Here is a 24569-nt window from a genome sequence, read left to right as displayed (position 1 = left end):
GGAGGACGCTATGATCTATGTAGGTGTGACCGGATGGGGTGACCACGATTTGCTGTATACGACCCCAGAAGAACGAAAACATAAATTATCGACATATGCGGGACATTTTCCGACTGTTGAAGTCGACTCGACCTTCTATGCGATTCAACCGGTGAAAAATTTCGAAAAATGGGATGGGGAAACACCGGATCATTTTCAATTCGTTGTGAAAGTTTCCAGGGAAATGAGCGGACATGATCGTGAGCCGAAAACGCCTTTGATTGAACTGTTTGAGCGTTATCGCGTCTCGGTCGATCCGTTAAAACGAGCGGGGAAATTAAGGGCTGTGCTCGTTCAATTGCCGCCGTGGTTCGATGTGTCAAAGCCACACCTGGATTATTTGAGAACGCTTCGTGCCGAGCTGTCAGATTACGAGATTGCCATCGAGTTTCGCAATCCGACCTGGTTCTCAGAAGCGTTCCGGGACCGGACGCTTCAATTTTTGAAGGAGCAGCGGTTCATCAACACGATTTGCGATGAACCGCAAACGAAAGAGAGCAGCATCCCGTTCGTACCGGTCGTGACACATCCTGATGTTGCGGTCGTTCGATTGCATGGACGCAATACGTCAGGATGGCTCAAAAAACCTGGAATGACGAGTCAAGAATGGCGGCATGTTCGCTGTCTGTACCGGTATAGCGAGGAAGAATTGCAAGAATTGGCGACCTCACTTCGTGAGATTGACCGTGAAGCGAAAGATGTGTATGTATACTTTAACAACAACTCGGCCGGGGATGCGGCACCGAATGCGAAGCGACTCATTGAGATCCTTGGCCTCGAGTATGAACTCGCACCGAGACAAATCAGTTTGTTTTAGAAGGAAGGGATGGCCATGACGACACTGACTATTTTTCATTACAACGATCTTCATTCAAAGTTCGACCAATGGCCGAAACTTGTTTCATTTCTAGAAGAACATCGGACGGACGACACGCTGTACTTTGATTTAGGGGATCATGCCGACCGTACCCATCCGGCGACGGAAGTGACACGTGGGAAGTTGAATGTTCGTTTGCTCGAGCGACTTCGTCCGACAGCCGTCACCATCGGGAACAACGAAGGGATTACCTTTCCTCATGATTGGCTGGCCGAACTGTATGACGAAGCGACATTTCCCATCTTACTTGGGAATGTATATGAAGCAGACGGGTCACGACCGAATTGGGTCGATGAGACGCTCGTTCTTGAGAAAGATGGTTTCCAGATCGGCCTGTTTGGTGTGACCGCTCCATATGAAGAGTTATACCCAGAGCTTGGCTGGCAGATTGAATCGCCTTACGATGCGGCGGAGCGAGCGTTGAAACAGTTGGCGCATTGTGATGTCATCATCGCGCTCAGTCACCTTGGGTTCTTTGGAGATGAGCGATTAGCTGAAAGGTTTCCTGAAATCGACGTCATTCTCGGTGCGCATACACATCACGTCTTAGATGAAGGTGTGATGACGAACGGTGTTTTGATTGCACAAGCCGGAAAGTATGGGAAGTACGTCGGAGAAGTCACACTGACGCTTGGCGAGTCAGGAATCGTGTCGAAAGAAGCGCGCCTTCATGAACTGTCTCAGCAATCGGATAGTCCGGACACATTGGCCTTGTTGCATACAGATGGGGCAGATGCCGAACGCCTTCTGGATGTCACGATTGCGGAGACGGATGGATACGCCTCTGATTGGTTCGGTCCTTCTCCACTGGGCGACCTGCTCGTCGAAGGCATGGTCGAATGGTGTGCGGCGGATGTGGGGATCATCCCATCTGGCGTTGTGCTAGAAGGACTGGCGCCGGGTGGGGTGACACTCAACATGTTGCATCGGATCTGTCCGCATCCAATCAATCCTTGTGTGCTGACATTGGACGGGGAGACGTTGGCGCGTTTCCTTCACGATGCCAATGAAGAAACGTTCACGAGTATGCATGTCAGAGGTCTCGGCTTCAGAGGTACCGTTCTCGGAGAACCGAGTCTCTATCAAATCGAACAGCGGGACGGTCAGACATATGTAATGGGGGAACGATTGGATTTAAATCGGACATATCGCGTCGCGACGGTCGATATGTTGACGTTCGGTCCGCTCCTTCCTTATTTGGCAGACCAACCGAAGCGATATTTCATGCCCGAACTTCTGCGGGATGTATTACGAGAAACAATCGTCGCCCGTCATGAAGTGATTCGAAAAGGATAGAGCGCATCGACGGGGGCATGCTATGATAACAGAGTGGAGGTGGGAGCGATGATTCGAGTGAATCGCCACGGATATACCGTCTTGGAAGAAAAACGGGACGGGTTCGATGAAGAGGCGTTTATCGCACGATATAGTGACGTGCTAGATAAGTACGATTACATCGTCGGTGATTGGGGGCATGGTCAGTTGCGATTGAAGGGATTCTATGAACCGCAATCTAAATTGGCGACCTATGAGAACCGAATTGATCACGTGATGGACTACGTATACGAATATTGCAACTTTGGATGTCCTTATTTCGTTTTGAAAAAAGAAACGGAAATCAACGAAGAAGAGAGTGGACCCGTCTTTGGGGGAACGAAGCAAAAACTGAAGTTGAAGCGTAAGTTTAACAAGACCGATGAATCAAAAGTGTGAAGTGCTGAGCCGTCAGCACTTTTTTTATTACATTTGATTTCCAAATATTTCGTTTAGGTAAAAAGTCGTGACTTCCGGTTTTGAGGTTGGAAAAATGTGATAAATTGTCATTAAGGATAGTTTCGTCGTTTTTTGGTTTTGATAGTGAGGTGATTTGGATGCAACATGTACAAACGACCGTCGGGGATCGGGATGACGTCCATAATCGAATTCATAACTTCGGACTCGGGATATTGGCCATGTTCTTTTTTGGTTTCCATATCATGATGACCTTTTATTTTACGGCGGCAGTCATTCTATTTGAACTCGTTCATGTGTTGATCATCCGTCGCTTTGAATATGGCCATTCGTTCTTGCGAGGCCGTGTCTTCAAAGTCACATCTCACCTTGTGTTATCACTCGGGGTGCTGTTGTTGATCTTGTCCATGTCTCAGTTCTTTTTAGGCAATGTGATGATTCGCTAAGCGGAAAGGAAAAATTCCTTTCCCTTTTTTTATGTTTTTTGAAACGTATGGTCACCTTTTCACGTACACTAATAGAAAGACTACGAAAAAGGATGGATTACTATGAGATCTGAATGGAAACAACATGCACGACACGCCTTGAAAGGAAAATGGTGGTTGATGGCCGGATTGGCACTCTTGTTCGTCATCATCAACGGGATTCCCCAGTCGCTCGCGCCTGAGATTGATCCGAATTCGACAGCGCCCCTTACATCGACAGACGCCACGTTAAGTCTTGTGTCGACCGTTCTTCAAATCTTGATTGCACCACTCACCATCGGTTGGTCATGGCTCGCACTCGGCGTATCACGTGAAAAGGGTGCCTCGCTCTCGACAATGTTCAAACCGTTCCAAACACGTTACTTCAAACATGTCATCACGTCTTTTGTCATGAGCCTCTTTATCGTGTTGTGGACCTTGTTGTTGATTGTACCGGGAATCATCAAAGCCTTCTCGTACTCACTCACACCGTACATTTTGCGCGACCAGCCTGAACTTTCGGCACTCGAGTCGATCACAGAATCACGTCGTCTCATGGATGGGCACAAGATGGAAGCCTTCATGCTCGTCTTGTCCTTCTTTGGTTGGTTCCTCGTCGGGATCTTGACGCTCGGGATCGGATTCTTCTTCATCGGACCTTACTTCTCGACGACGTACGCGACGTTCTACGATTCGATTCGAGACAAGCAAGTTGATTCGAATGAGCCAGTGCACGGAACAGAACAGGGATTTTAAGAAAACAAACGCCTCGCTCAAATGATTGAGCAAGGCGTTTTTGATTAGGCGTTGACTTCAGTTTTTTGTAAGTATGGTTTCAACGACAAGTGGTGTTCGGCCACGACTTTACGAATCGTACGTGTCTTCGAGCGCATGACGAGTGATGTCGTCTCGACGATATCATCTGTTAAGAATTTGACGCCATCGAGCAACTCACCTGACGTGACACCTGTTGCGGCGAAGATACAGTCATCACTCTTGACGAGGTCGTCGAGCGTGAGGAGTTGGAGCGGATCAACAATACCCATCGAGATGACGCGTGCAGATTCTTCTTCATTCATCGGGTGAAGACGGGCCTGCATGTCTCCGCCAAGCGCTTTGACAGCTGCAGCCGTGATGACGCCTTCAGGAGCACCGCCTGTACTGATGAAAATATCAATCGGATTTGTTTTGACGGCAGCTGCGATTCCGGCCGAGACATCGCCATCCTCAAACAATTTGACGCGTGCGCCGACGTTCATGACGGCTTGGCGAAGGTGTTCGTGGCGATCGCGGTCTTGCATGATCACCGTCACTTCTTCAATGCGTTTATTGTTATATTTTGCTGCTTTTTCGATGATCGACTCGAGTGGTTCATCGAGCGAGACTTTTCCTTTTAAGTTCGGCCCAACGACGAGCTTATCCATGTACATATCTGGTGCGTGGAGGAGGGCACCTTCATCCGCCACAGCGATGACGACCATCGCATCTCCGAGTCCTTTTGCGACAATGGATGTACCTTCGAGCGGATCAACGGCGATGTCGACTTTCGGACCGAACGTCGTACCGAGTTTTTCCCCAATGTAGAGCATCGGTGCCTCATCGAGCTCACCTTCTCCGATGACGACCGTCGCATCCATGTTCACTGTTCCGAGAACTTCGCGCATCGCTGACGTAGCTGCGTCATCGGCTTCATTCTTTTGCCCACGTCCGATCCATTTCGAAGATGCGAGTGCTGCGGCTTCCGTTGCTCGTACGATTTCTAATGCTAATTCACGTTCCATAGTGTTGTACCCTCCACGTTATCTCTATTAAATGTGTTATACTTTTTACGGCTTAAATCCGTTGATTAGTGTATCACAATTTTATAAATGATGTAAATAGGACAGATTCTTTTCTCCTGACCGAAAAAGCATTAGTATTAACAGCAGGGGGGATCATCATGTATTTTGTGAATAGAGAGAAGATTAATCAGACACTGGAACAAATGGAAACGATGTTAGCGCGCACTGATCAATTGACGGGGGATGCGTTCACAGTAGAACTTGCGAAACAACGAATGGCTGTCCTCCTGATAGAAGGGGTCATCGACGTAGGGAACTCGATGATTGACGGATTCATCATGCGAGACCCGGGTAGCTATGAGGATATTGTCGACATTCTGCTCGATGAACGCGTGCTCGATGAGAAGACAGGTAATGCCACCAAGGCGCTCGTCGGATTGCGTGCATACTATGTCCGTGAGTTCGTCGATGCAGACGCATCACGCTTCGATGAATGGGTGAAGACGTCAAAACAAGACTTCATAGCGTTCTCCACGCAAGTTCGTCGCTACTTAGAGGTCGAACTTGGACCGGTGTCCGCATTCTTGCCAGAAAGCGAGTGATTGGATGGAACCGATAAAAGGATATTTGTTTGATTTAGATGGTACGATGTATGCAGGAATAGAGCCCGTTCAAGCTGCTGTCGATTTTGTAAACGAGTTAGAAGCTACGGGCGTCCCATACTTATTCGTCACGAATAACGCCTCGATGACACAACAGCAGATTGCGGATAAGTTGATTTCAATGGGGGCAAATGTGAAGGCAGAGAACGTCTTGACGAGTGCGATGGCGACGGCTTTTTATATTGAGAAGATGTCTCCGGGGGCAAGCGTTTATATGATTGGCGAAGACGGACTCCGCCTCGCCCTAGAATCTCGTGGGTTCCACGTCACGGACGAACCGAAAGCAGACTATGTGGTCATCGGTCTAGACCGTCACATCACATATGAGAAGTTAGCGCGAGGGGCAATCGCCATTCGTTCAGGAGCCCGATTCATTTCGACGAATGGGGATATCGCCATTCCGACAGAACGTGGGTTCTTACCGGGGAATGGATCGCTCACATCCGTGTTGACGGTGACGACCGAGAAAGAACCGTTCTTCATTGGGAAGCCGGAACCGGTCATGATTGACATCGCACTCGACATGATTGGATTGACGAAAGAAGATGTCGTGATGGTAGGGGATAACTATCATACGGATATTCTGTTCGGAATCGACGGGGGAATCCGTACACTTCACGTCAACTCAGGTGTACACGGTCCAGCCTTTGTTCAGGAGCAAGAAAAACTCCCGACTTATATGGTCGAGAGTTTAGATGAATGGAAGCATGAAAAAAAGGGATGACGAATGTCTCCCTTTTTGTTTAGAATACTTGTTCTACTTCGACGATGCCTGGTACTTCTTCGATGAGCGCGCGCTCAATACCGGCTTTTAGCGTGATTGTTGAAGACGGGCAGCTGCCGCAAGCACCCATCAAACGGAGCTTGACGATGCCTTCTTCGACATCAACGAGTTCGACGTCTCCGCCGTCACGAAGCAAGAACGGACGCAATTTATCGAGCACTTCTTGGACTTGATCAAACATTTCCATGGTATCTACCCCTTTCTCGTTCTACTTTATTCTAGCAAGTTTGAGAGTGTTTCTCAATCATTTACGCTGAGCGTTTCGTCATCGGGAGTGGGTAAGATTTTTGTATAATGGTTTCGAGGGGGAATGAAGATGAAAATTACAGTGTATGGGGCAGAAGTTCAATGTGCCAGCTGCGTCGGTGCACCGAGTTCGACTGAGACGTATGAATGGTTGCAAAATGCGCTGGGACGCAAGTATCCGGAACAGTCCTTTTCTTTCGAGTATATCGATTTCGAACAGAGTGAGGACGAGTTTGCGCAGGCACTTAAAGACGATGAATGGTTTTATCCGCTCGTCTTGCTCGATGGGGAAGTGATTGACGAAGGGGTCGTTCAGTTACGAAAAGTATATGCGGCGATTGAAGCAAAACAAGGATCCGTTAATCATATAGAATAGTGAGCAGGTGGACGAACCATGCGGTTGCAAGGTTCGTTTTTTTGTTTACCTATAATTCAGAAAAAGATTTTACAACTTTTGTCTACCGGGCTAAGCTGAACATAACTTGTATAACATTTATAATACTTTGAAAATTAAAATGAATCCATTACTGAAGGAGGACTGTTCAATGTTTGCCCGAAAACGAAATATGCCGATCCATTTAGACACCTCGTCCCAAATGGAGCACTTGCTGATTGATTTACCAAGTGGGTTGGAACGACAACGTCAGTTGATTCGTCTCGAACGGGAAGATCTTGCCTATTTGCGTGCTTATCAACAGGAATTACGTCAACTGACACCTCAGTTAGTTGATGTGTTTTATGAAGAGCTCGAAAAGATTGACGAGATGAAAGATTTGATTCGGCAACATTCGTCTTCGGACAAATTAAAATTGACTCTCTCCAATCATATTATGGAAATGTTTGAAGGAAAGTTGAATGAAGCATATATTGATCGACGTCTCGCCATCGCCAAACGTCATTATCTGATCGATCTAAAAGGGAAGTGGTATATGGCAGCCTTCCAAAAAATATTCGAGACGCTCGTCTTATCGATTCAACATGAGCAGCTCGATGCGGACTCGAAAATGAGGTTGATGATGGCCGTCTCGAAAATCTTTAACTTCGAGCAACAAATCGTGCTCGAGATGTTTGACGATGAAGCAGACGTCGTTCGTGACCAGATGCAACACGTGAAAGATGAAATCAGTCAAACGATTCAGCAGGCGAGTGAAGATTTGGCCGCCCTCTCACAAGAAGTCATGGCTAGTTTTCAGTCGATGAATGAGCGGGCAGATGATATGAAGCATTCAAGTTCACTCACGCAGACAAAGCTACGGACGGTACTTCACTCTTCAGTGAGTGGGAAAGACACGATTTTGTCGGAGGCGGGACGCCTTGATGAAATCGCGCGTGACCTCTCCGATTCAGCTCAGGAAATCAAGGCGCTCGAAAGATTGATGAACGAGATCATGACGATTGCGGATTCGGTCAAACAAATTGCCAACCAGACGAACCTACTTAGCTTGAATGCCGCGATTGAAGCAGCACGGGCAGGCGAGCAAGGGAAAGGATTCCAAGTCGTCGCTTCCGAGGTACGGACGCTCGCGAGTCAATCGAAACAAGCGGCAGAAGAGGTGGAGGATTTGGTGAAGCGTCTCACGAACCAGATGGAAGAGACTTCGAGCCGCGTCTTATCGACCGAGCAAGAGATGAAGCAGACGATGGGACGGATCAATGAAGTGACGGATGCCTTCCTCCAAATTTCGGGTGATTCGGAGCATGCTGACGGGCAGATGGGGAGTCTTGCCGGTGATATCGATGAGATTGTGGAATCAATAGCCGAACTCAAGCGTGCCACGACCCAGATTGCGACGTCTTCGACACAGCTGATGGATACCGCGCAACGATTATAAGTAGGCAAACTATAAAAAAAACGAACCAGGTCGCATGACACGACTTGATTCGTCGATCGACAAGGTCGAGCGATGCGCTCGACTTTTTCGTTTAGAGAAGCTGGAACGATGACGTCGCTGAACCAGCCGTGTAGCCGCTAAGCGTCGCATCAGACTTCACTTGATACGTACCGCGTTGTGACCAAGAATTCGTCGAGAGTGTGAATGTGATGGCTCCTGATGAATTCGTCTTGCCTGTACCGACAAGCGTAGTACCGTTCGGTTGTGTGACCGTCACACGAACATCGGCGTTTGCGACCGCTTGACCATTCGAATTACGTACGGACGAAAAAATCGAGACGACTTCACCCGCATAGTACGATGACTTCGATGTCGAGACTGTCGTCGTGAGTGCTTGGACAGGTTGCGTCGTACCACCAGCAGTAGGGGCTTGGACAAGTCCGTTCCCGAACCATGTGTCACGACCCGCTACACCGAGGTCGATGGAATCTTGTGACAATTTTGTACGGAGTTGTGTGCTCGATAGCGTAGGGAAGGCTTGCTTCATGAGCGCGAGGTTACCCGCCACATAAGGTGTCGCCATCGATGTTCCGCTCATTTGGCCGTAGCCCCCATTTGAGAGGGTCGAGTTGATGCCGACACCAGGTGCTGCCACTTCGACAGTACTTCCTGTCGCCGAGAACGAGGCGCGGTTGTTGTTGATATCGGTTGCAGCGACAGCGATTGCCGAACTGTAACGAGCCGGATAGTTGACGAGGTCACCCGACCCATCGGTACGACCGTTGTTACCCGCTGCCGCGACGACAAGGATGCCCGCGTTGTTGGCACGATCGACGACTTGTTGGAGCGTCGTCGATGGACTCGTCGTCCCGAGGCTCAAGTTGATGATATCCATATCATTTGTGATCGACCAGTCAATCCCGGCGATGATGCTCGATAAGCTACCACTTCCGTTCGCCTCAAGTGCTTTGACGGCGTAAATGCTTGCTTCGTGTGCAATCCCGACCGTTCCGATGCTGTTGTTCCGTGCACCGATGATCCCAGCAACATGAGTACCGTGACCGTTGTCATCGGCATACGAACTCGTGACCGTGCTGAATGAGGCACCGCCAGCGATTGTTAAATCAGGATGGGCCGAGATTCCTGTGTCAACGACGGATACTTTGACACCTTTCCCAGTGAATCCGCTTTGCCAAGATGAAGGAGCTTTTAGTTTGGGGATTCCCCAGTCTTGTGTTTGATTCTCAATCTGTACCGTTTGATCCACTTCCACATGTGCGACGTGTGGATTGTTTTTCAAGCCGTTCAATGCGGCTTTTGGTACTTCGAGTGCGGCGGCTGGAATGTTCGCGTACTGTTGGCGAACTTCCATGCCATCGATGGAAAGGGGGATTTTCTTTGCCGACTTCTTGAAGACGACGATGACGCGTTCTTTCTCTTTATTTGGGGCGGCATCCGCGCCCCCAGGTACGGTTGACAAGACGAGCAATGAGGCGAGGACGGAGCTACAGATTTTTTTCAACTTGTTTCCTCCTTTAAGGTATGTAGGCAAGATGACGGGATGTCCAACTGCCGTGACCATAGAGTAACAAGTTTTGCCAACGTGTAGAATACGCCAATGGCATTAAATATCTGAATATTTAGATAAGGATACAGGGGATTCAGATACAAGACTTTTGGCTCAATTGTAAGAGAAATGAATGGAAATTACAGATGAACAAATCAAAAAAGCGAACCAGCCATGGAGGCTCGTTCGCAATATACTCATTTAATGACTTTATGTTTCCAAAGGATACCTGATTTTAATAGTCGGGCTACTTTCCCAGTGAGTGATTGTTTCCCCATAAACACCCCAAAGCCTGCCTTCTTCCCAAGGGAACCGAGCGTCCCTTTCAGTTTGATGTCGGGTAATTCTGGATAATTGACGCCTTTCCATTTGCAAAGCAAGACTTGGACAATCTGTTCGGCTTGGGCTTCGGCGAGTTGTCCGGACGGTGCGTACGGTAAGCTCGCATTGTCACCAACGACAAACACGTCCGGCAGTCCAGGAACGAAGTGATGTTCCGTCAATTTGACACGTCCGCCTCCATCGAGCTCCCAACCTTGGTTCCGTACAACAGCGACCGGTTGAATCCCGGCCGTCCATACGGTCAAATCAGATGGGAACAAGTCTTCGTGGTTCCATAGTCCGTCAGCATCGACACGTGTGATGTTGGCATTGTTAATGACTTCGACGCCGTGCTCCTCGAACCAAGATTGTACGTACATCGAAACACGATTAGATAAGAAAGACAGGACGGATGGTCCGCGGTCGAATAAACGGACCGTCAAATCAGGTCGGCTCTCACGAAGTTCGCTGGCGAGTTCGACACCGGACAGCCCGGCACCGACGACAGAAACGACCGACCCTGGTCGTAGACCATTGATTGCTTGTTGTGTCTTACGTGACTCTTCAAGTGTTTGAATACTGTACGTGAACTCGGCGGCCCCTTGGACATTGTGATATTTGTCTTCGCACCCTAATCCGATGACAAGGTCGTCGTAGGGCACTTTTTCTCCACTCGCGAGCAGAACCATTTTGTCTTCGGTGTCGATGTCCGTGACCTGTCCGTATATGTAATCGATTTCATCCGGAAAGTCGATGCGAATATCGCGGTCCGAGACCGTTCCTGCGGCCAGTGCGTAATACTCAGTTTTCAATCCATGATAAGGCAAGCGATCGACGAGCGTGACCGAGATGTCTTGTAACTGATGTCCAAGTACTCTCTCAATCACACGCATTCCCCCGTAACCGCCTCCTAAGACGACTAATTTGCGCATAATAATCCCCCTTTGTTACTCTTCAACTGTATCATGTTATAATCTGCCGTAGAAGAACCATTTTCCGATAATTCACGTAAAGAAAGACGGTGACATATATGATGAATCCGATCATCGAATTTTGTGCTTCGAATTTGGCGATGGGCTCACAAATTGCCCGGGCTAAATTAGAGTCCGACCCTGATCTTGATGTGGTCGAATATGGCTGTACAGGCTATTGTGGTGTCTGTTCCCTTGATCTCTTTTGCCTCGTAGACGGGGAAGTGGTGACGGGTGAAACACCAGAAGAGCTCGTGACGAAGGTGTATGAAAAAATCGAAGAGATGGCATGGTAAAAAGTTTGAGGAAATGACCTCAAACTTTTTTATTTCACCCGTTGCATTTTAAAAAGAGGGATGTTATATTCTAAGAGGTTCGAATGTAGGTTGTCTGACGTTTAACAACGATAAAAAGAAAGCGTTTCAAACGGTAGGACACATCTCTTTTCGGGTATGACACATATAATTGGTTTTGTTTAATATGAAAGGAGCACAACATCAATGAAAATCATGAGTGTGGTTGGTATTTTGGCACTAATTGCAATCGCTTACATCTTCTCTACCAACCGTAAAGCCATCAAATGGCGCACGGTCTTGGCAGCGTTCGCTGTTCAATTCGCATTTGCATTCCTCGTCTTATATACGGCATGGGGACGTAAGGCGCTTGAATGGATCTCAAATGGGGTTCAAGCTGTCTTGAACACAGCGGGTGACGGGATTGCCTTCGTATTCGGAACAGCAGTCGGTGGCGACAACTTCGTTTTCGCATTCCAAGTCCTTCCGATTATCATCTTCATGTCATCATTAATCGCATTGCTTTACTACCTTGGCGTCATGCAGTGGGTCATCCGTATCCTCGGTACTGCCCTTGCGAAAGCACTTGGTACGTCACGTAAAGAGTCACTTTCAGCAACAGCGAACATTTTCGTCGGTCAAACGGAAGCACCGCTTGTCATCAAGCCGTACCTTCCTACAATGACACAGTCTGAGCTCTTCGCAGTCATGGTCGGTGGACTCGCATCGGTTGCCGGATCTGTACTTGCAGGTTATGCAGCACTCGGTGTACCACTCGAATACTTGCTCGCAGCGAGCTTCATGGCAGCGCCAGCAGGTCTTTTATTCGCGAAAATCATCGTACCAGAAACAGAAGAGTACGATGACGACATCGAGATTGTAGAAGATGAAGAAGACAGAGCGGCGAACTTCGTCGATGCAGCGGCACGTGGTGCTTCTGACGGTCTCTTCCTTGCCTTGAACGTCGGTGCGATGCTTCTTGCATTCGTTTCATTGATTGCGCTCGTCAACTTGATCCTCGGTTCAGTTGGTGGACTCTTCGGATTTGATAGCTTGTCACTCGAATTGATTCTCGGTTACGTCTTCGCGCCACTTGCATTCGTGATTGGTGTACCATGGGCGGATGCTGTACAATTCGGTAGCTTCCTCGGTCAAAAACTAGTCTTGAACGAATTCGTTGCTTTCTCTGAGTTTGCTCCAATCATCGGTTCTGGTGATTTGTCAGCTCGTTCAGAAGCGATGATCGCATTCGCACTTTGTGGTTTCGCAAACATCTCGTCACTCGCGATCCTTCTCGGTGGTCTTGGTGGTATGGCGCCAAACCGTCGTGGTGACATCGCACGCATGGGTGTTCTCGCGATTCTTGCAGGTACGCTTGCAAACTTGATGTCAGCTACATTGGCTGGACTTCTTCTTTAATCGGTATAAGAAAACGCGATCACTTCGGTGGTTGCGTTTTTTAGTATGAGAAGGATGTATGTATGGTGATGTTTGGCCACTTGGCGGACCAGTTCTTTTGCTGCAACCGCTCCAGATAGATGGGATGCTTTGAAGAGTTCGAATCAAAGGGTGGTGTCGGTATAACGTGCATGTTGATCAAGTCGTGAATGCCGTGTGGGGCAGCGAGGATGAGGGAACCATCCGATTGAAGATGTACCCCGATCGCGGTGACGGTCTCAGGAAAATGTGCCAACGCATCGACCGATGAGGCATAGGGTGGAAGGTTGTTGACGTGATGCATTCTCGCTTGATTTTTGACAGACCAAGGTACATCGGGGATGAGGCGGAATAATCGCTCTTCGAGTTGTTTTTCGACTGCTTCCTCTGGTTGGTTTGGGTCGAAATAAATCACATCTACATCATCTGTTTTAGTCGATGTTTCGTATCCGTGAAGGTGGTCCCAGACTTTTGAACGAATATATCCCGCACAAATCCAACAATCCGGTAAATCGAGGTTGGCGACGGCGTGGAGAAGCTTTATGAGCTCGGCGTCTTGTTTTAGAAAATGAACCAAATCCTGTTCGTCTGTCATGATGAATACCCCTCCTTACAATATGGTTAAAAAAAGCACCTAGGCAACGCCTAGATGCTCGTATATCGATTATGCTTGAAGTTGTACGCGTTGACGTTCGATCCACGGCTTCAATTTCAAGAAGAGTGGGACGAAGAGCGCGCTGATCAAGATCGCTTTAATCAAGTTGAACGGTAAGATCCCGTAAAGGACAAGATCCGTTTTCACCGCCGGGTCGGCCATGTCTGCCATTCCGAAGAAGAAGGCGTAGGCTGGCAAGATGACGAGATAGTTTAAGATGGCGAGACTAAGAGCCATTGTGATTGTACCGGCAAGTAATCCAGAAGCGAGTGCTTTGTTTGACTTGCGCTTATGGTAGAACCAGGCAACTGGGTACATGAATGCGACACCTGCGAAGAAGTTTGCGACTTCCCCGACTGGAACACCGCCACCGTTAAAGACGTAGTACAAGACGTTTTTCAAACCGACGACCACGACTCCTGCGAGTGGGGAAAAGACGATTCCGGCAATGAGTGCAGGAATGTCACTAAAGTCCACTTTAAGGAATGGCGGTAAAAATGGGAGCGGGAAGTTGAATAGCATGAGTACGAACGAGATCGTCCCGAGCATCGCCAAAGTCACCATTGTTGTCAGTCGTTTGTTGCGCGTAGTTTTCATCAGAATCTCTCCTTTAGGTCGCTCCTCGATGAATGGCATCCGTCGCATATAAAAACCCGATTGCAATGAAGACAATCGGGAGAGTTTACGCGCATACGAAATAGATGTTTTCCGAGGTGGAAAAGTCCACGTCAAAGAAAACATCCGGATATCGGTCGGATGCCGCCATCTTCTCCCATCCAGACTATACTGTCGGCTTTCGAATCTCACGAAATCAGCAAGCAACGCCTTGCTCGCTCACGGGCTGAGAAGAATATATTCTTCAATACCGCCGGTCGGGAATTTCACCCTGCCCCGAAGATGGAACGATTTAATTTTTTTTGTTACAGTTTAGTTATACAAGATAATCTACAAGATGACAAGTCAATTGACTTGAATTGAAGATAAAATGAGGAGGAGTTCAGATGATTCATTTAACAGAGTCAGCCGCACTTCAAGTGCTAGAGATGATGAAACAGACGGAACGCCCGGATGCACAATATTTGCGAGTGAAAGTTCAAGGTGGCGGATGTACAGGACTTTCATATGGAATGGGCTTTGATGAGGAAAAGACGGATAAAGATATTCAATTCGACCATCACGGCGTCCGCGTCATCGTCGCAGAAGTCGATCACGGGGTCGTCGATGGGCTTGAGATTGACTACAAGCAATCAATGCTCGGTGGCGGTTTCACAATTAAAAACCCGAATGCGATTGCAACATGCGGTTGCGGTTCGAGTTTCCGGACAGCGACGAATGCAGGTACGCCTGGGGAGTGCTAAAAAAGAACCGATCGTGGGTGCGATCGGTTCTTATTCTTCTTCTGTCAAAATCAACCGAATGACTTTTGCAGTTACGTCGAGTTCGATGTGATGTTGCCAAGGCCGAAAGCCTGTGATTGTACATGTGTCATTCGTGATGCGGAATGAGCAGACACTCTCTTCCTCTTGGTCGAGGACAGAGTAACGACTGAAATCAGATAAGCTCTGATAGATCGCATACTGTGGTGGTAGTTCATACGTCCAACCTTTTTCTAACATGATTTGGTGCATATTCGAGCCCCCTAACAAGTCTTTACTTATTAGAATAGCAAGAATACGTGTAAAAGTGGTAGATTAGTCTGTTTCTTTGAAGGGAAAATGAATAGGGACGTCATTACAAATGGGAGGATTCAGGGTTATGAGAAAAGTATTGATATTCGGAGGGTCACGTTATTTCGGAAAACGGCTCGCATTGCGACTTGCTGAAGCAGGGGACGATGTGACGATTGTGACGAGGGGGCAACTACAGGTACCGGAGGCTGAAGGGATTCGGTCTGTCAAAGGGGACCGGCAATCGGTCGCGACGATGAAAGACTTGGCACGTGAACGGTACGACCTCGTCTATGACAACATTTGTTTTACTCCGTATCAGGCAAAAATCGCCTCGGATGCGTTCATGGACAAAGTCGGAAAATATGTGCTCACGTCGACGATGTCGGTTTACGCGCCTGGGCCTGACCTGAAAGAGAGCGACTTCAATCCGCTCCATTACGAATATCATCTTGAATCCGAACATGACTACGGACAAGGGAAACGCGAGGCGGAATCTTTCTTCTTCCATCGCGCCTCTTTCCCGGTGGCGACCGTACGATTACCGATCGTGGTAGGTCCGGATGACTATACAGACCGGTTGAAGTTTTATGTAGATGCAATCCGGAACGAGGAACCGGTTGTCTTGCATCACCCGGAAGCGAAGATGGGCTTCATCTCGAGTGCGGAAGCAGCAGCATTTTTAGAATGGGTGGGACGTGCGAACGTGACCGGTCCTTTCAACGCTGCAAGTGACGGGCTCATCTCCATGGGTGCTTTAATGGAGCGAATCGGCCAACACGTCGGAAAACCCGTCCATATTATAAAAGATGGAGACTCGTCGCCGTATGATTCGGATGTCGACTATTATATGTCGATTGCTGAGGCGAAGAAGGCGGGCTTCGTGTTCACGCAACTCGATGACTGGCTTGACCGGGTCATCATTCAGACGCTCAAAAAATAACCTTTTTTGTTAAACATTGAGCTGTTTTCGCAAAAGGATTTTTTCGCGACCATTTTTATCTATATTGACTGCTTTGACATCGAAACCATGACGAATATTTAAGAGTAACATTTGTCGCCAACGATTCATCGTCTTTGTTTCAATCGATTTATAGTTTTGATTTTTAGCCCATTCGTGCTGTGTCTCCATTAACCGTGAGGCGATACCGAGATTACGAGAAGCAGGTTTGACGGCTCCCATCCAACTATAAAAACAATCTTCATTGAGAGGATAGCCAATCTTGTAGCCATGAATCTCGTTGTCAATAATCGCTAAAGTAAAAAATAAATTTGTTTTACGTATTAACTTTTGATGAAAGTGATTTATATCTCCAAAAACCTCTTGATGGATCGTGTATAGTTCATCGCGCATTTTATTGGTAATTGTATTTGTTGTGACTATATTCATGTTAACCTCCCTTGCAAGACAAAACTGAACCCCTGTGCATGGGAGCGACAGGGGTTCAGTGTTTATTTCCCAGCAAATACAGATGTCGAGTGTTGCGGATGACGAGCTGTCGGATCCACGAGCTGTTTCACTTGGTTGATGGCGATTGGGGCTTCACCGAAACCGGTCGCAATCAATTTTACTTTCCCTTCGTATGTCGCGATATCACCGCAAGCAAAGATGCCGGCAACGGTCGTTTCCATACGTGAATCGACACGGATTGTGTTTTTCTCGAATTCCATTCCCCAGTTCTTGATTGGACCGAGCGATGAAACGAATCCGTAGTTACAAATCAAATCATCGATTTCAACGATTTTTGATTCGCCATCCTTATCTGTCAATTCGACAGATTCGATGTGTGTCTCACCAGACAGTGACTCGATGTTATAAGGCGTGAGGACGTTAATCGTCGATGCCTTCATCTGTTCTACCGTATGTTCATGAGCACGGAAGCGGTCACGACGGTGAACGATGTGGACTTCTTTTGCGATTCCTTCAAGCATGAGTGCCCAGTCGACGGCTGAATCGCCACCGCCGGCAATCATGACACGGCGATCACGGAATTTCTCCATGTTGTCGACAAAGTAATGAAGGTTGGCATAATCTTCGCAGCCATCAAGCCCGAGTGGACGAGCCGAGAAGGCACCGTTTCCGGCTGTGATGATGATGGCTTTCGTATGATATTCTTCTTTATTTGTTGTCAATACGAACGTGCCGTCCTCGAGACGTTCGACCGTTTCCACCGTTTCACCGAGACGGTAATCTTGTTCGAACTGGTCAGCCTGAGCTTTTAGTTGATCGATCAAGTCCTGTGCTTTTACTTTCGGGAAACCGGCAATATCATAAATATATTTTTCAGGATAGAGCGTTGACAACTGACCACCAAGTTGCGGTAAGCTTTCAATCAACGTCGTATCGAGTTGGCGCATGCCTGCATAAAATGCGGTGAACAGTCCGACCGGGCCGCCACCGATGATGATTACATCTTTCGTCGTCTTCATCGAATTCCTCCTCAAAGCGTATACATCTATTATAGAGAGTTTATTGAATTAAATCCATTCAGTACAAACATGCAACACTTTCAAAAAAAATTCAAGAAGATAAGCTTTTCCATTGAGAATTCAATTTAAAGAGCGTACAATGAAACAGAAGCAATTGTGAACAGATGTTGAACAAGAATAGGCTTTATTGTGAACGTCTATGTGAAGAAACACACAACATAGTTGTTCAAAAAAACAAAACTTTAAACAAGGTGGAAATGAACATGAAACGACCTAACATTGTTATTCTTGGTGCGGGCTTCGGTGGACTCATCACAGCCGTCAACCTTCAAAAGACACTCGCTGCAGGTGATGCGAACATCACGCTCATCAACAAGCATGATTATCACTACCAAACGACATGGCTTCACGAACCAGCTGCTGGGACGATGAACCCAGACCAAGCGCGCATCTACATTAACGATATTGTGAACCCGTCACGTGTGAAACTTGTCAAAGGGATCGTCGATCGCGTCGATACTGCTGCCAAACAAGTCACGCTCGAAGATGGTTCTGTCGTCGAATACGACTATGTCGTCATCGGTCTCGGCGGTGTACCTGAAACGTTCGGTATCCCAGGCTTGAAAGAACATGCGATGACAATCAGCTCGTTGAACAGTGTTCGTAAAATCAAAGAGCACATCGAATATTCATTCGCTCAATATAAAACAAACGGTTCTTCAGACAACTCGTTCGTGACGATCGTTGTCGGTGGTGCCGGATTTACAGGAATCGAATTCCTCGGTGAAATCGTCAACCGAATCCCTGAACTTTGCAAACAGTATGACGTTCCACGCGAAGCGGTTCGCATCGTCAACATTGAAGCGGCACCAACAGTTCTTCCTGGTTTCGACCCAGAACTCACGACATACGCACAGAAATGGTTGGAGCGTAACGGTGTCGAGATGAAACTCGGTAACGGAATCAAAGGTGTCGAGCCAGGTGTGGTGACATTCGGTCCACTTCAAGGTGACACGACAGAAACGATTCGTGCCAACACGATCATCTGGACAGGTGGCGTAAGTGGTAGCCCGATCATCGAAAAATCAGGATTTGAAGCGGTCCGTAACCGTGTCATGGTGGAAGCGGACAACCGTGCACCAGGTCACGACAACGTCTTCATCATCGGTGACTGCTCAGCGGTCATGGACCCTGCATCGAACCGTCCATACCCACCGACGGCACAAATCGCGACACAACAAGCGCACAACGTTGCGAAAAACATCGCGGCACTTATCAATGGCAAATCGACTTCGAAGTTCACTTACGAGAGCAAAGGAACAGTTGCTTCACTCGGTCATAACGATGGAATCGGAATCGTGATGGGCAAAAAGATCTTCGGTCGCAACGCTTCATTCATGAAGAAAGTCATCGACAACAAACACTTCATCGAATTGAAAAAATACGGACTCGTCCTTAAAAAAGGGAAGTTCTAATTTCATGATTGCATGGCTCGTTCTGTCTCAGAACGGGCTGTTTTTCTTTCGAAATTGTCATAGGAAGTTCTTTGACCTCGTTGGTCGAAATTTTGTATAATGAAGAGCGGACAAGGGGGGCAACACATGCATATTATCCAAGCAGTCATTGGAGCCGTTTTATATATGACGATTTTTTTCAGTATCGGCTTCATCTTGAATATGTTACTTAAAAAGACATGGACACTCGTGTTCATTTATCCAATTTTTGTCATCATGATGATTGATAATGTCAAACTTTCGAGTTACGTGACCGAGACATCGACCGCGCTTACGAGTGTCTATGAAGGACTCGTCGGGTTGCAACTTCTCGATTTATTCATGCTCGGCTTTGGATTGCTCGGTGCAATTCTAGCTGGTGTGACGATTCGTTTCTTACGAAAGAGCGGTTATTCAATGTTTTAATTGGCGACAGAAATGTTCGCCTTTTTTGTTTTGTCCCTACTTTTTTAGGGCATGAACCGATATACTAGATAGCGAAACGATTTTTAGTAAGGGATGCGATGCGAATGACATTACCGATGTATACGATCAAAAAAGTGTTGAATAATAGCGTTGTCATTTGTCAACATGATACGGATCCGGAAGTCATTCTACTCGGGAAGGGGATTGGCTTTGGCAAAAAACCAGGCGACCTCGTCGACCCGGCCAGCGTCCCGGAGAAAGTGTATCAACTGACAGATAAAGAAGAGCAATCTCAATATCAAGAACTCGTCAAACATGTCGACGAGGACTTCATTGCGTTCATGCAAGAGATTGTCTGCTTCATTGAGACGAGTACGGGCAAGAAAGTCGATGAGCACATCCATATCGGTTTGACGGATCACTTGTTCTTCACGATGAAGCGAATCGAACAAGGGATGGAAGTGACGAATCCGTTTTTACTTGAAACGGAATCGCTCTATCCAAACGAGTTTGCGCTCGCGGAACGGATCGTCGATATGTTTCATGAACGATTGAACGTTTTGCTCCCGGATGCGGAAACAGGGTTTATCGCCCTTCATATTCACTCGGCGACGACGTTCAAAAACGTCCTCGAGGTCAACCGTCATAATCAAATCATCGGGCAAATTGTTCAGACGATTGAGAGTCATTTGAACGTGAAAATGGACCGGACATCACTCGATTATAAGCGCTTACTTCGGCACTTAAGGTACGCCGTTGAGCGGGTCGCGACAGGTGAGACGGTCGAGGCACCACAAAAAATTGAAAAGGTGTTGCGCGACGAATATCCGCTATGCTATAGTACTGCTTGGGAGCTGATGGGCATCATGGAACGCGAATTAAAGCGTCCTGTCCCACGAGGTGAAGCGACATATTTGACGATGCATCTCCAGCGCCTAACAAGTAGATAAATGATACCACGTGTCTTACGTGTTACTGATTCGATCAGGCATGAGTAAGGAGTGGAACGTTATGTGATGTCTCCATTGGGAGAGGTCTACGTTCTATCCTTATTCATGCCTTTTCTGTTTTTATAAACGTGATTTATGAAAACGTTTAGATACGTCGGTTGTCTGACATCTACGCCGCTATCATATTGTTTATACGTACTTAAAAAAAGGAGGAAATGTTGATGTTTAAGCAGATCTTTGGTGTTCTTCAAAAAGTCGGTAAAGCACTTATGCTTCCTGTTGCGATCTTGCCGGCAGCCGGTCTTCTTCTTGCGTTCGGTAACGCAATGCAAAACCCACAACTTACATCACGCGCTGGTTGGTTAACGAACGAAGGCGTCGTGAAATTCGCTCAATTGATGGAGCAAGCAGGTGGAATCATCTTCTCGAACTTGGCGCTCTTGTTCGCAGTCGGTGTCGCCATCGGTTTAGCAGGTGACGGCGTAGCCGGACTTGCGGCAATCGTTGGATTCTTGATCATGAACAAAGTCATGGGTGTTTGGCTCGAACTCACACCTGAAGTATTGGCACAAGGTGACCCGGCTTACGCGAACGTACTCGGTATCCCAACGCTCCAAACAGGGGTATTCGGAGGGATCATCATGGGTCTCATCGCCGCATGGGCCTATAACAAGTACTTCAATATCGAATTGCCACAGTTCCTTGGTTTCTTCGCTGGTAAACGTTTCGTTCCAATCGTAACAGCAGTTGCAGCCGTCGTTGCTGGTTTCGTTTTACTATTAGTATGGCCACCAGTTCAGCACGGATTGAACTCATTCTCAAACTTCATGTTGAATGAAAACCGTACATTCGCAGCGTTCATCTTCGGTTTAATCGAACGTTCATTGATTCCATTCGGTCTTCACCACATCTTCTACTCACCGTTCTGGTTTGAATTCGGTTCATACACAGATGCAGCGGGTAATGTTGTACGTGGTGACCAAGCGATCTTCTTCGCACAAATTCGTGATGGTGCTGAATTGACAGCAGGTACGTTCATGACTGGTAAATTCCCGTTCATGATGTTCGGTCTTCCTGCAGCAGCACTCGCAATGTATCACGAAGCACGTCCTGAGCGTAAAGCGGTTGTCGGTGGTCTCTTGGCTTCTGCTGCCCTTACATCGTTCTTGACTGGTATCACAGAACCAATCGAGTTCTCATTCTTGTTCGTAGCACCACTTCTCTTCGCAGTACACGCGGTATTCGCAGGTCTTTCATTCATGACAATGCACATCTTGAACGTGAAAATCGGGATGACGTTCTCGGGTGGTTTGATCGACTTCTTGCTCTTCGGTGTTCTTCCAGGTCGTACGGCTTGGTGGCTCGTTATTCCAGTCGGTCTCGTGTTCGCGGTTATTTACTACTTCGGATTCCGCTTCGTTATCCGTAAGTTCAACCTTAAAACTCCAGGTCGTGAAGATGAGGTTGTTGAACAATCAACAGCTACTGGTTCGGAACTTGCACAAGATATCCTCGTCGGTCTTGGTGGCTCACAAAACATCAAACACCTCGATGCATGTATCACACGTCTTCGTGTCGAAGTTAAAGACAAAGCAAACGTAAACAAAGATGAGTTAAAACGACTTGGCGCTTCTGGTGTCCTTGAAGTTGGTAACAACATTCAAGCAATCTTCGGACCACGTTCGGACGCATTGAAATCAGAAATCCAAGCGGTCATCGCTTCAGGTAACGAAAAGAAAGTCAACTAATTGATGACCTAGACCAATCCTTCGGGGTTGGTCTTTTTCTTTTATATGAAACGGTTTCATCCAAACGTTAGAGGGAAAAAGTAAGTATTCTGACAAAGGAGGGAACCATGATGTGGAAGAAAGTGTTTGGCGTTTTACAACGGATCGGGAAAGCACTCATGCTTCCGGTTGCGATCTTACCGGCAGCCGGTCTTCTCTTGGCGTTTGGTACCGCATTCCAAAACCCGGACCTCGTTGAATTGCTCCCGTTTCTGGCGAATGACTCACTTGTCCTGATTTGGCAAGTCATGACAGATGCCGGGGACATCGTCTTCGCAAACTTAGGGTTACTGTTTGCCGTCGGGGTCGCGATCGGCCTGGCGAACGGGGACGGGGTTGCTGGTCTAGCAGCCATTGTCGGTTATTTGATCATGAACAAAGTCATTAGCACATGGAATGGGATTACCGCGGAAATCGCTCAAGGTGATCCGCAGTATGCCACCGTTCTCGGTATTCCGACACTCCAAATGGGGGTATTCGGGGGGATTATCGCAGGTCTTGTTGCAGCCTATGCGTACAACAAGTATTTCAACATCAAGTTGCCAGATTTCTTAGGGTTCTTTGCAGGGAAGCGGTTCGTCCCGATTGCGACGGCCGCATTCAGTTTGATTATCGGGATTGCGCTCGCATATATATGGCCACCGATTGGGAATGTGATCAACACGTTCTCAAGTACGGTCATCGAGGCAAACGTTGCCTTATCAGCATTCATCTTTGGATTAGTAGAACGTTCCTTGATTCCGTTCGGTCTTCACCATATTTGGTATTCTCCATTCTGGTTCCAATTCGGGGAGTATACGAACCAAGCAGGTGATCTCGTACAAGGTGACCAGCGGATCTTCTTCGCACAACTGCGTGACGGCGTGGAATTCACAGCCGGTACGTACATGACCGGGAAATTCCCGTTCATGATGTTCGGCTTACCAGCAGCCTGTCTCGCCATGTTCCACACGGTTCCGAAAGAACGGCGGAAAGACGTCGAGGGTCTCTATTTCTCGGCTGCCCTTACGTCATTCTTGACAGGGATCACAGAACCAGTCGAATTCTCATTCGTTTTCGTTGCACCACTTCTCTTCGGAATTCACGCCGTCTTTGCCGGTCTCTCCTTCATGACGATGCATTTACTGAACGTCAAGATTGGGATGACCTTCTCTGGTGGTCTCATTGACTATCTGCTCTTCGGGGTCCTGCCGAACCGGACGGCCTGGTGGCTCGTCATCCCGGTTGGTCTCGTCTTTGCGGTCATCTACTACTTTGGATTCCGGTTCGCTATTACGAAGTTTGACCTGAAAATTCCTGGACGTGACGTGCAGACTGGCACGAAAGGGGACAAAGCGGGGATTGGGGACGACTTGCCATATGAAGTGCTCGTCGGACTCGGTGGTCCTGAAAACATTAAACATTTAGATGCATGTATCACGCGACTTCGTGTCACCGTCAATGACGTGAAACAAGTTGACAAAGACCTTCTAAAAACGCTCGGTGCCGCTGGTGTCCTTGAAGTAGGAGACAATATCCAAGCCATCTTCGGACCAAAATCGGACACGCTCAAATCACAAATCGCGACCATCATCGAAGGTGGCGAATACAAACCGAAAGAAAAAGTAGAGAAGGCAGTCATTACACCGGAAGCGGCTGAACAAGCCGATCATCGCTTCTTGGCTCCGATGTCTGGTGTCCTGTTATCACTTGATGATGTGCCGGATCAAGTCTTCTCGGGTCGCATGATGGGAGAAGGGTTTGCGATTGAACCAAGTTCCGGACAGGTCGTTTCGCCGGTGACCGGTCAAATCACGACATTCTTCCCGACGAAACATGCGATTGGCATTTTGGCTGACGATGGACGTGAACTATTGATCCACGTCGGTCTCGATACGGTCAACCTGAAAGGGGAAGGATTCACAGCGAGAGTCGAAGAAGGCGCCCGGGTCGAAGCGGGAGACGTCCTTCTCGAAGTCGACCTCAGCGCGATTCGTGATAAAGTGCCGTCACTGATTACACCAATCATTTGGACGAACGGGGACGGAAAAGTCGTCGTCGTACCATTCGGTGAGACTGTCGTCGCGGGTGAAGCGCTCGACTTTAGAGCCGATGACAGAGGACCAGAATAAATGATTACGAGCCGCTCCTATCATGGGGCGGCTCGATTTGTGTAG

General features: G+C 47.8%; 26 protein-coding genes, 1 pseudogene and 1 riboswitch. Of the genes and pseudogenes, 18 read left to right on the top strand and 9 right to left on the bottom strand.

All coding sequences use genetic code 11. From position 1 onward, the window contains the following. The first annotated feature begins 10 nt into the window (after nt 1-10). The 5 genes from KNO73_RS06860 (at nt 11) to KNO73_RS06840 (ending at nt 3867) form a co-directional block, all read left to right on the top strand. Complete coding sequence (locus KNO73_RS06860) at nt 11-856, top strand: DUF72 domain-containing protein (RefSeq protein ID WP_047795123.1); 846 nt, start codon at nt 11-13, stop codon at nt 854-856. Between the two features lie 15 nt (nt 857-871). Then, complete coding sequence (locus KNO73_RS06855; protein WP_251024863.1) at nt 872-2212, top strand: bifunctional metallophosphatase/5'-nucleotidase; 1341 nt, start codon at nt 872-874, stop codon at nt 2210-2212. 48 nt (nt 2213-2260) lie between these two features. After that, on the top strand, nt 2261-2629 hold the full coding sequence (locus KNO73_RS06850; RefSeq protein WP_078147263.1) for a YutD family protein: 369 nt from the start codon (nt 2261-2263) through the stop codon (nt 2627-2629). 158 nt (nt 2630-2787) lie between these two features. Next, nucleotides 2788-3093, top strand: a complete 306-nt coding sequence (locus KNO73_RS06845; RefSeq protein ID WP_078147262.1) for a hypothetical protein — start codon at nt 2788-2790, stop codon at nt 3091-3093. A 102-nt stretch (nt 3094-3195) separates the two neighbouring features. Continuing rightward, entirely contained in the window at nt 3196-3867 is a 672-nt protein-coding gene (locus KNO73_RS06840) for a DUF975 family protein (protein WP_214683912.1), read from the top strand. Between the two features lie 44 nt (nt 3868-3911). Here KNO73_RS06840 and glpX read toward each other — a convergent pair whose 3' ends face one another. Next, on the bottom strand, nt 3912-4892 hold the full coding sequence (gene glpX, locus KNO73_RS06835; RefSeq protein ID WP_078147260.1) for a class II fructose-bisphosphatase: 981 nt from the start codon (nt 4890-4892) through the stop codon (nt 3912-3914). Between the two features lie 158 nt (nt 4893-5050). On the opposite strand from glpX, the gene KNO73_RS06830 reads away from it, so the two are divergent. Both KNO73_RS06830 and KNO73_RS06825 read left to right on the top strand, forming a co-directional pair. After that, nucleotides 5051-5494 (top strand): DUF86 domain-containing protein, encoded by a 444-nt coding sequence (locus tag KNO73_RS06830; RefSeq protein WP_214683913.1) that lies wholly within the window; start codon nt 5051-5053, stop codon nt 5492-5494. Nucleotides 5495-5498: 4 nt separating this feature from the next. Beyond that, on the top strand, nt 5499-6278 hold the full coding sequence (locus KNO73_RS06825) for a TIGR01457 family HAD-type hydrolase (protein WP_215112240.1): 780 nt from the start codon (nt 5499-5501) through the stop codon (nt 6276-6278). 19 nt (nt 6279-6297) lie between these two features. On the opposite strand, the gene KNO73_RS06820 is transcribed toward KNO73_RS06825, so the two are convergent. Further along, nucleotides 6298-6525 (bottom strand): NifU family protein, encoded by a 228-nt coding sequence (locus KNO73_RS06820; protein ID WP_012726833.1) that lies wholly within the window; start codon nt 6523-6525, stop codon nt 6298-6300. Nucleotides 6526-6654: 129 nt separating this feature from the next. On the opposite strand from KNO73_RS06820, the gene KNO73_RS06815 reads away from it, so the two are divergent. Both KNO73_RS06815 and KNO73_RS06810 read left to right on the top strand, forming a co-directional pair. Further along, the gene (locus KNO73_RS06815; protein WP_078147257.1) at nt 6655-6960 is read left to right on the top strand and encodes a YuzD family protein; all 306 of its coding nucleotides are present in this window, start codon (nt 6655-6657) and stop codon (nt 6958-6960) included. A 169-nt stretch (nt 6961-7129) separates the two neighbouring features. Beyond that, on the top strand, nt 7130-8416 hold the full coding sequence (locus KNO73_RS06810) for a globin-coupled sensor protein (protein WP_215112239.1): 1287 nt from the start codon (nt 7130-7132) through the stop codon (nt 8414-8416). A gap of 91 nt (nt 8417-8507) precedes the next feature. Here KNO73_RS06810 and KNO73_RS06805 read toward each other — a convergent pair whose 3' ends face one another. Both KNO73_RS06805 and KNO73_RS06800 read right to left on the bottom strand, forming a co-directional pair. After that, nucleotides 8508-9938 (bottom strand): S8 family serine peptidase, encoded by a 1431-nt coding sequence (locus KNO73_RS06805; protein WP_214730446.1) that lies wholly within the window; start codon nt 9936-9938, stop codon nt 8508-8510. A gap of 242 nt (nt 9939-10180) precedes the next feature. After that, the gene (locus KNO73_RS06800) at nt 10181-11236 is read right to left on the bottom strand and encodes an NAD(P)/FAD-dependent oxidoreductase (RefSeq protein ID WP_012726829.1); all 1056 of its coding nucleotides are present in this window, start codon (nt 11234-11236) and stop codon (nt 10181-10183) included. Between the two features lie 98 nt (nt 11237-11334). On the opposite strand from KNO73_RS06800, the gene KNO73_RS06795 reads away from it, so the two are divergent. Further along, nucleotides 11335-11571 (top strand): YuzB family protein, encoded by a 237-nt coding sequence (locus tag KNO73_RS06795; RefSeq protein ID WP_012726828.1) that lies wholly within the window; start codon nt 11335-11337, stop codon nt 11569-11571. 204 nt (nt 11572-11775) lie between these two features. After that, nucleotides 11776-12987 (top strand): NupC/NupG family nucleoside CNT transporter, encoded by a 1212-nt coding sequence (locus KNO73_RS06790; RefSeq protein WP_078147251.1) that lies wholly within the window; start codon nt 11776-11778, stop codon nt 12985-12987. Nucleotides 12988-13027: 40 nt separating this feature from the next. On the opposite strand, the gene KNO73_RS06785 is transcribed toward KNO73_RS06790, so the two are convergent. After that, nucleotides 13028-13600, bottom strand: coding sequence for a nucleotidyltransferase family protein (locus KNO73_RS06785; RefSeq protein ID WP_215112238.1), 573 nt, complete (start codon nt 13598-13600; stop codon nt 13028-13030). Nucleotides 13601-13669: 69 nt separating this feature from the next. Further along, nucleotides 13670-14257, bottom strand: coding sequence for an ECF transporter S component (locus tag KNO73_RS06780; protein ID WP_012726825.1), 588 nt, complete (start codon nt 14255-14257; stop codon nt 13670-13672). Between the two features lie 163 nt (nt 14258-14420). Further along, nucleotides 14421-14563, bottom strand: a riboswitch (FMN riboswitch). A 98-nt stretch (nt 14564-14661) separates the two neighbouring features. Here KNO73_RS06780 and KNO73_RS06775 point away from each other — a divergent pair. Further along, a complete protein-coding gene (locus KNO73_RS06775) occupies nt 14662-15018 on the top strand; it encodes a HesB/IscA family protein (protein ID WP_074036395.1) in 357 nt (118 codons plus the stop codon). A gap of 30 nt (nt 15019-15048) precedes the next feature. Here KNO73_RS06775 and KNO73_RS06770 read toward each other — a convergent pair whose 3' ends face one another. Next, nucleotides 15049-15288, bottom strand: a complete 240-nt coding sequence (locus KNO73_RS06770; RefSeq protein ID WP_047795133.1) for a hypothetical protein — start codon at nt 15286-15288, stop codon at nt 15049-15051. Nucleotides 15289-15415: 127 nt separating this feature from the next. On the opposite strand from KNO73_RS06770, the gene KNO73_RS06765 reads away from it, so the two are divergent. Then, nucleotides 15416-16270: an NAD-dependent epimerase/dehydratase family protein gene (locus KNO73_RS06765; protein WP_214687066.1), complete on the top strand. Its 855-nt coding sequence runs from the start codon at nt 15416-15418 to the stop codon at nt 16268-16270. Nucleotides 16271-16279: 9 nt separating this feature from the next. Here the strand turns inward: KNO73_RS06765 and KNO73_RS06760 are convergent, their stop codons facing one another. Both KNO73_RS06760 and KNO73_RS06755 read right to left on the bottom strand, forming a co-directional pair. Continuing rightward, nucleotides 16280-16717, bottom strand: coding sequence for a GNAT family N-acetyltransferase (locus KNO73_RS06760; protein ID WP_078147247.1), 438 nt, complete (start codon nt 16715-16717; stop codon nt 16280-16282). A 62-nt stretch (nt 16718-16779) separates the two neighbouring features. Further along, nucleotides 16780-17757, bottom strand: coding sequence for an NAD(P)/FAD-dependent oxidoreductase (locus KNO73_RS06755; RefSeq protein WP_012726821.1), 978 nt, complete (start codon nt 17755-17757; stop codon nt 16780-16782). A gap of 263 nt (nt 17758-18020) precedes the next feature. Here KNO73_RS06755 and KNO73_RS06750 point away from each other — a divergent pair, with 263 nt between their 5' ends. The 5 genes and pseudogenes from KNO73_RS06750 (at nt 18021) to ptsG (KNO73_RS06730) (ending at nt 24524) form a co-directional block, all read left to right on the top strand. Next, a complete protein-coding gene (locus tag KNO73_RS06750; RefSeq protein ID WP_012726820.1) occupies nt 18021-19232 on the top strand; it encodes an NAD(P)/FAD-dependent oxidoreductase in 1212 nt (403 codons plus the stop codon). 126 nt (nt 19233-19358) lie between these two features. Beyond that, nucleotides 19359-19676 (top strand): YuiB family protein, encoded by a 318-nt coding sequence (locus KNO73_RS06745; RefSeq protein WP_047795135.1) that lies wholly within the window; start codon nt 19359-19361, stop codon nt 19674-19676. 98 nt (nt 19677-19774) lie between these two features. After that, on the top strand, nt 19775-20626 hold the full coding sequence (gene glcT, locus KNO73_RS06740) for a glucose PTS transporter transcription antiterminator GlcT (RefSeq protein ID WP_251024862.1): 852 nt from the start codon (nt 19775-19777) through the stop codon (nt 20624-20626). A gap of 221 nt (nt 20627-20847) precedes the next feature. Beyond that, nucleotides 20848-22347: pseudogene (gene ptsG / locus KNO73_RS06735) on the top strand (glucose-specific PTS transporter subunit IIBC); the annotation flags it as partial. 137 nt (nt 22348-22484) lie between these two features. Further along, entirely contained in the window at nt 22485-24524 is a 2040-nt protein-coding gene (ptsG, locus tag KNO73_RS06730) for a glucose-specific PTS transporter subunit IIBC (protein ID WP_078147244.1), read from the top strand. Nucleotides 24525-24569 lie beyond the last annotated feature (45 nt).

This window comes from Exiguobacterium sp. s83 (assembly GCF_018617095.1).
Taxonomy (GTDB): domain Bacteria; phylum Bacillota; class Bacilli; order Exiguobacteriales; family Exiguobacteriaceae; genus Exiguobacterium; species Exiguobacterium profundum.
This window is presented reverse-complemented; position numbering and strand designations above follow the sequence as displayed.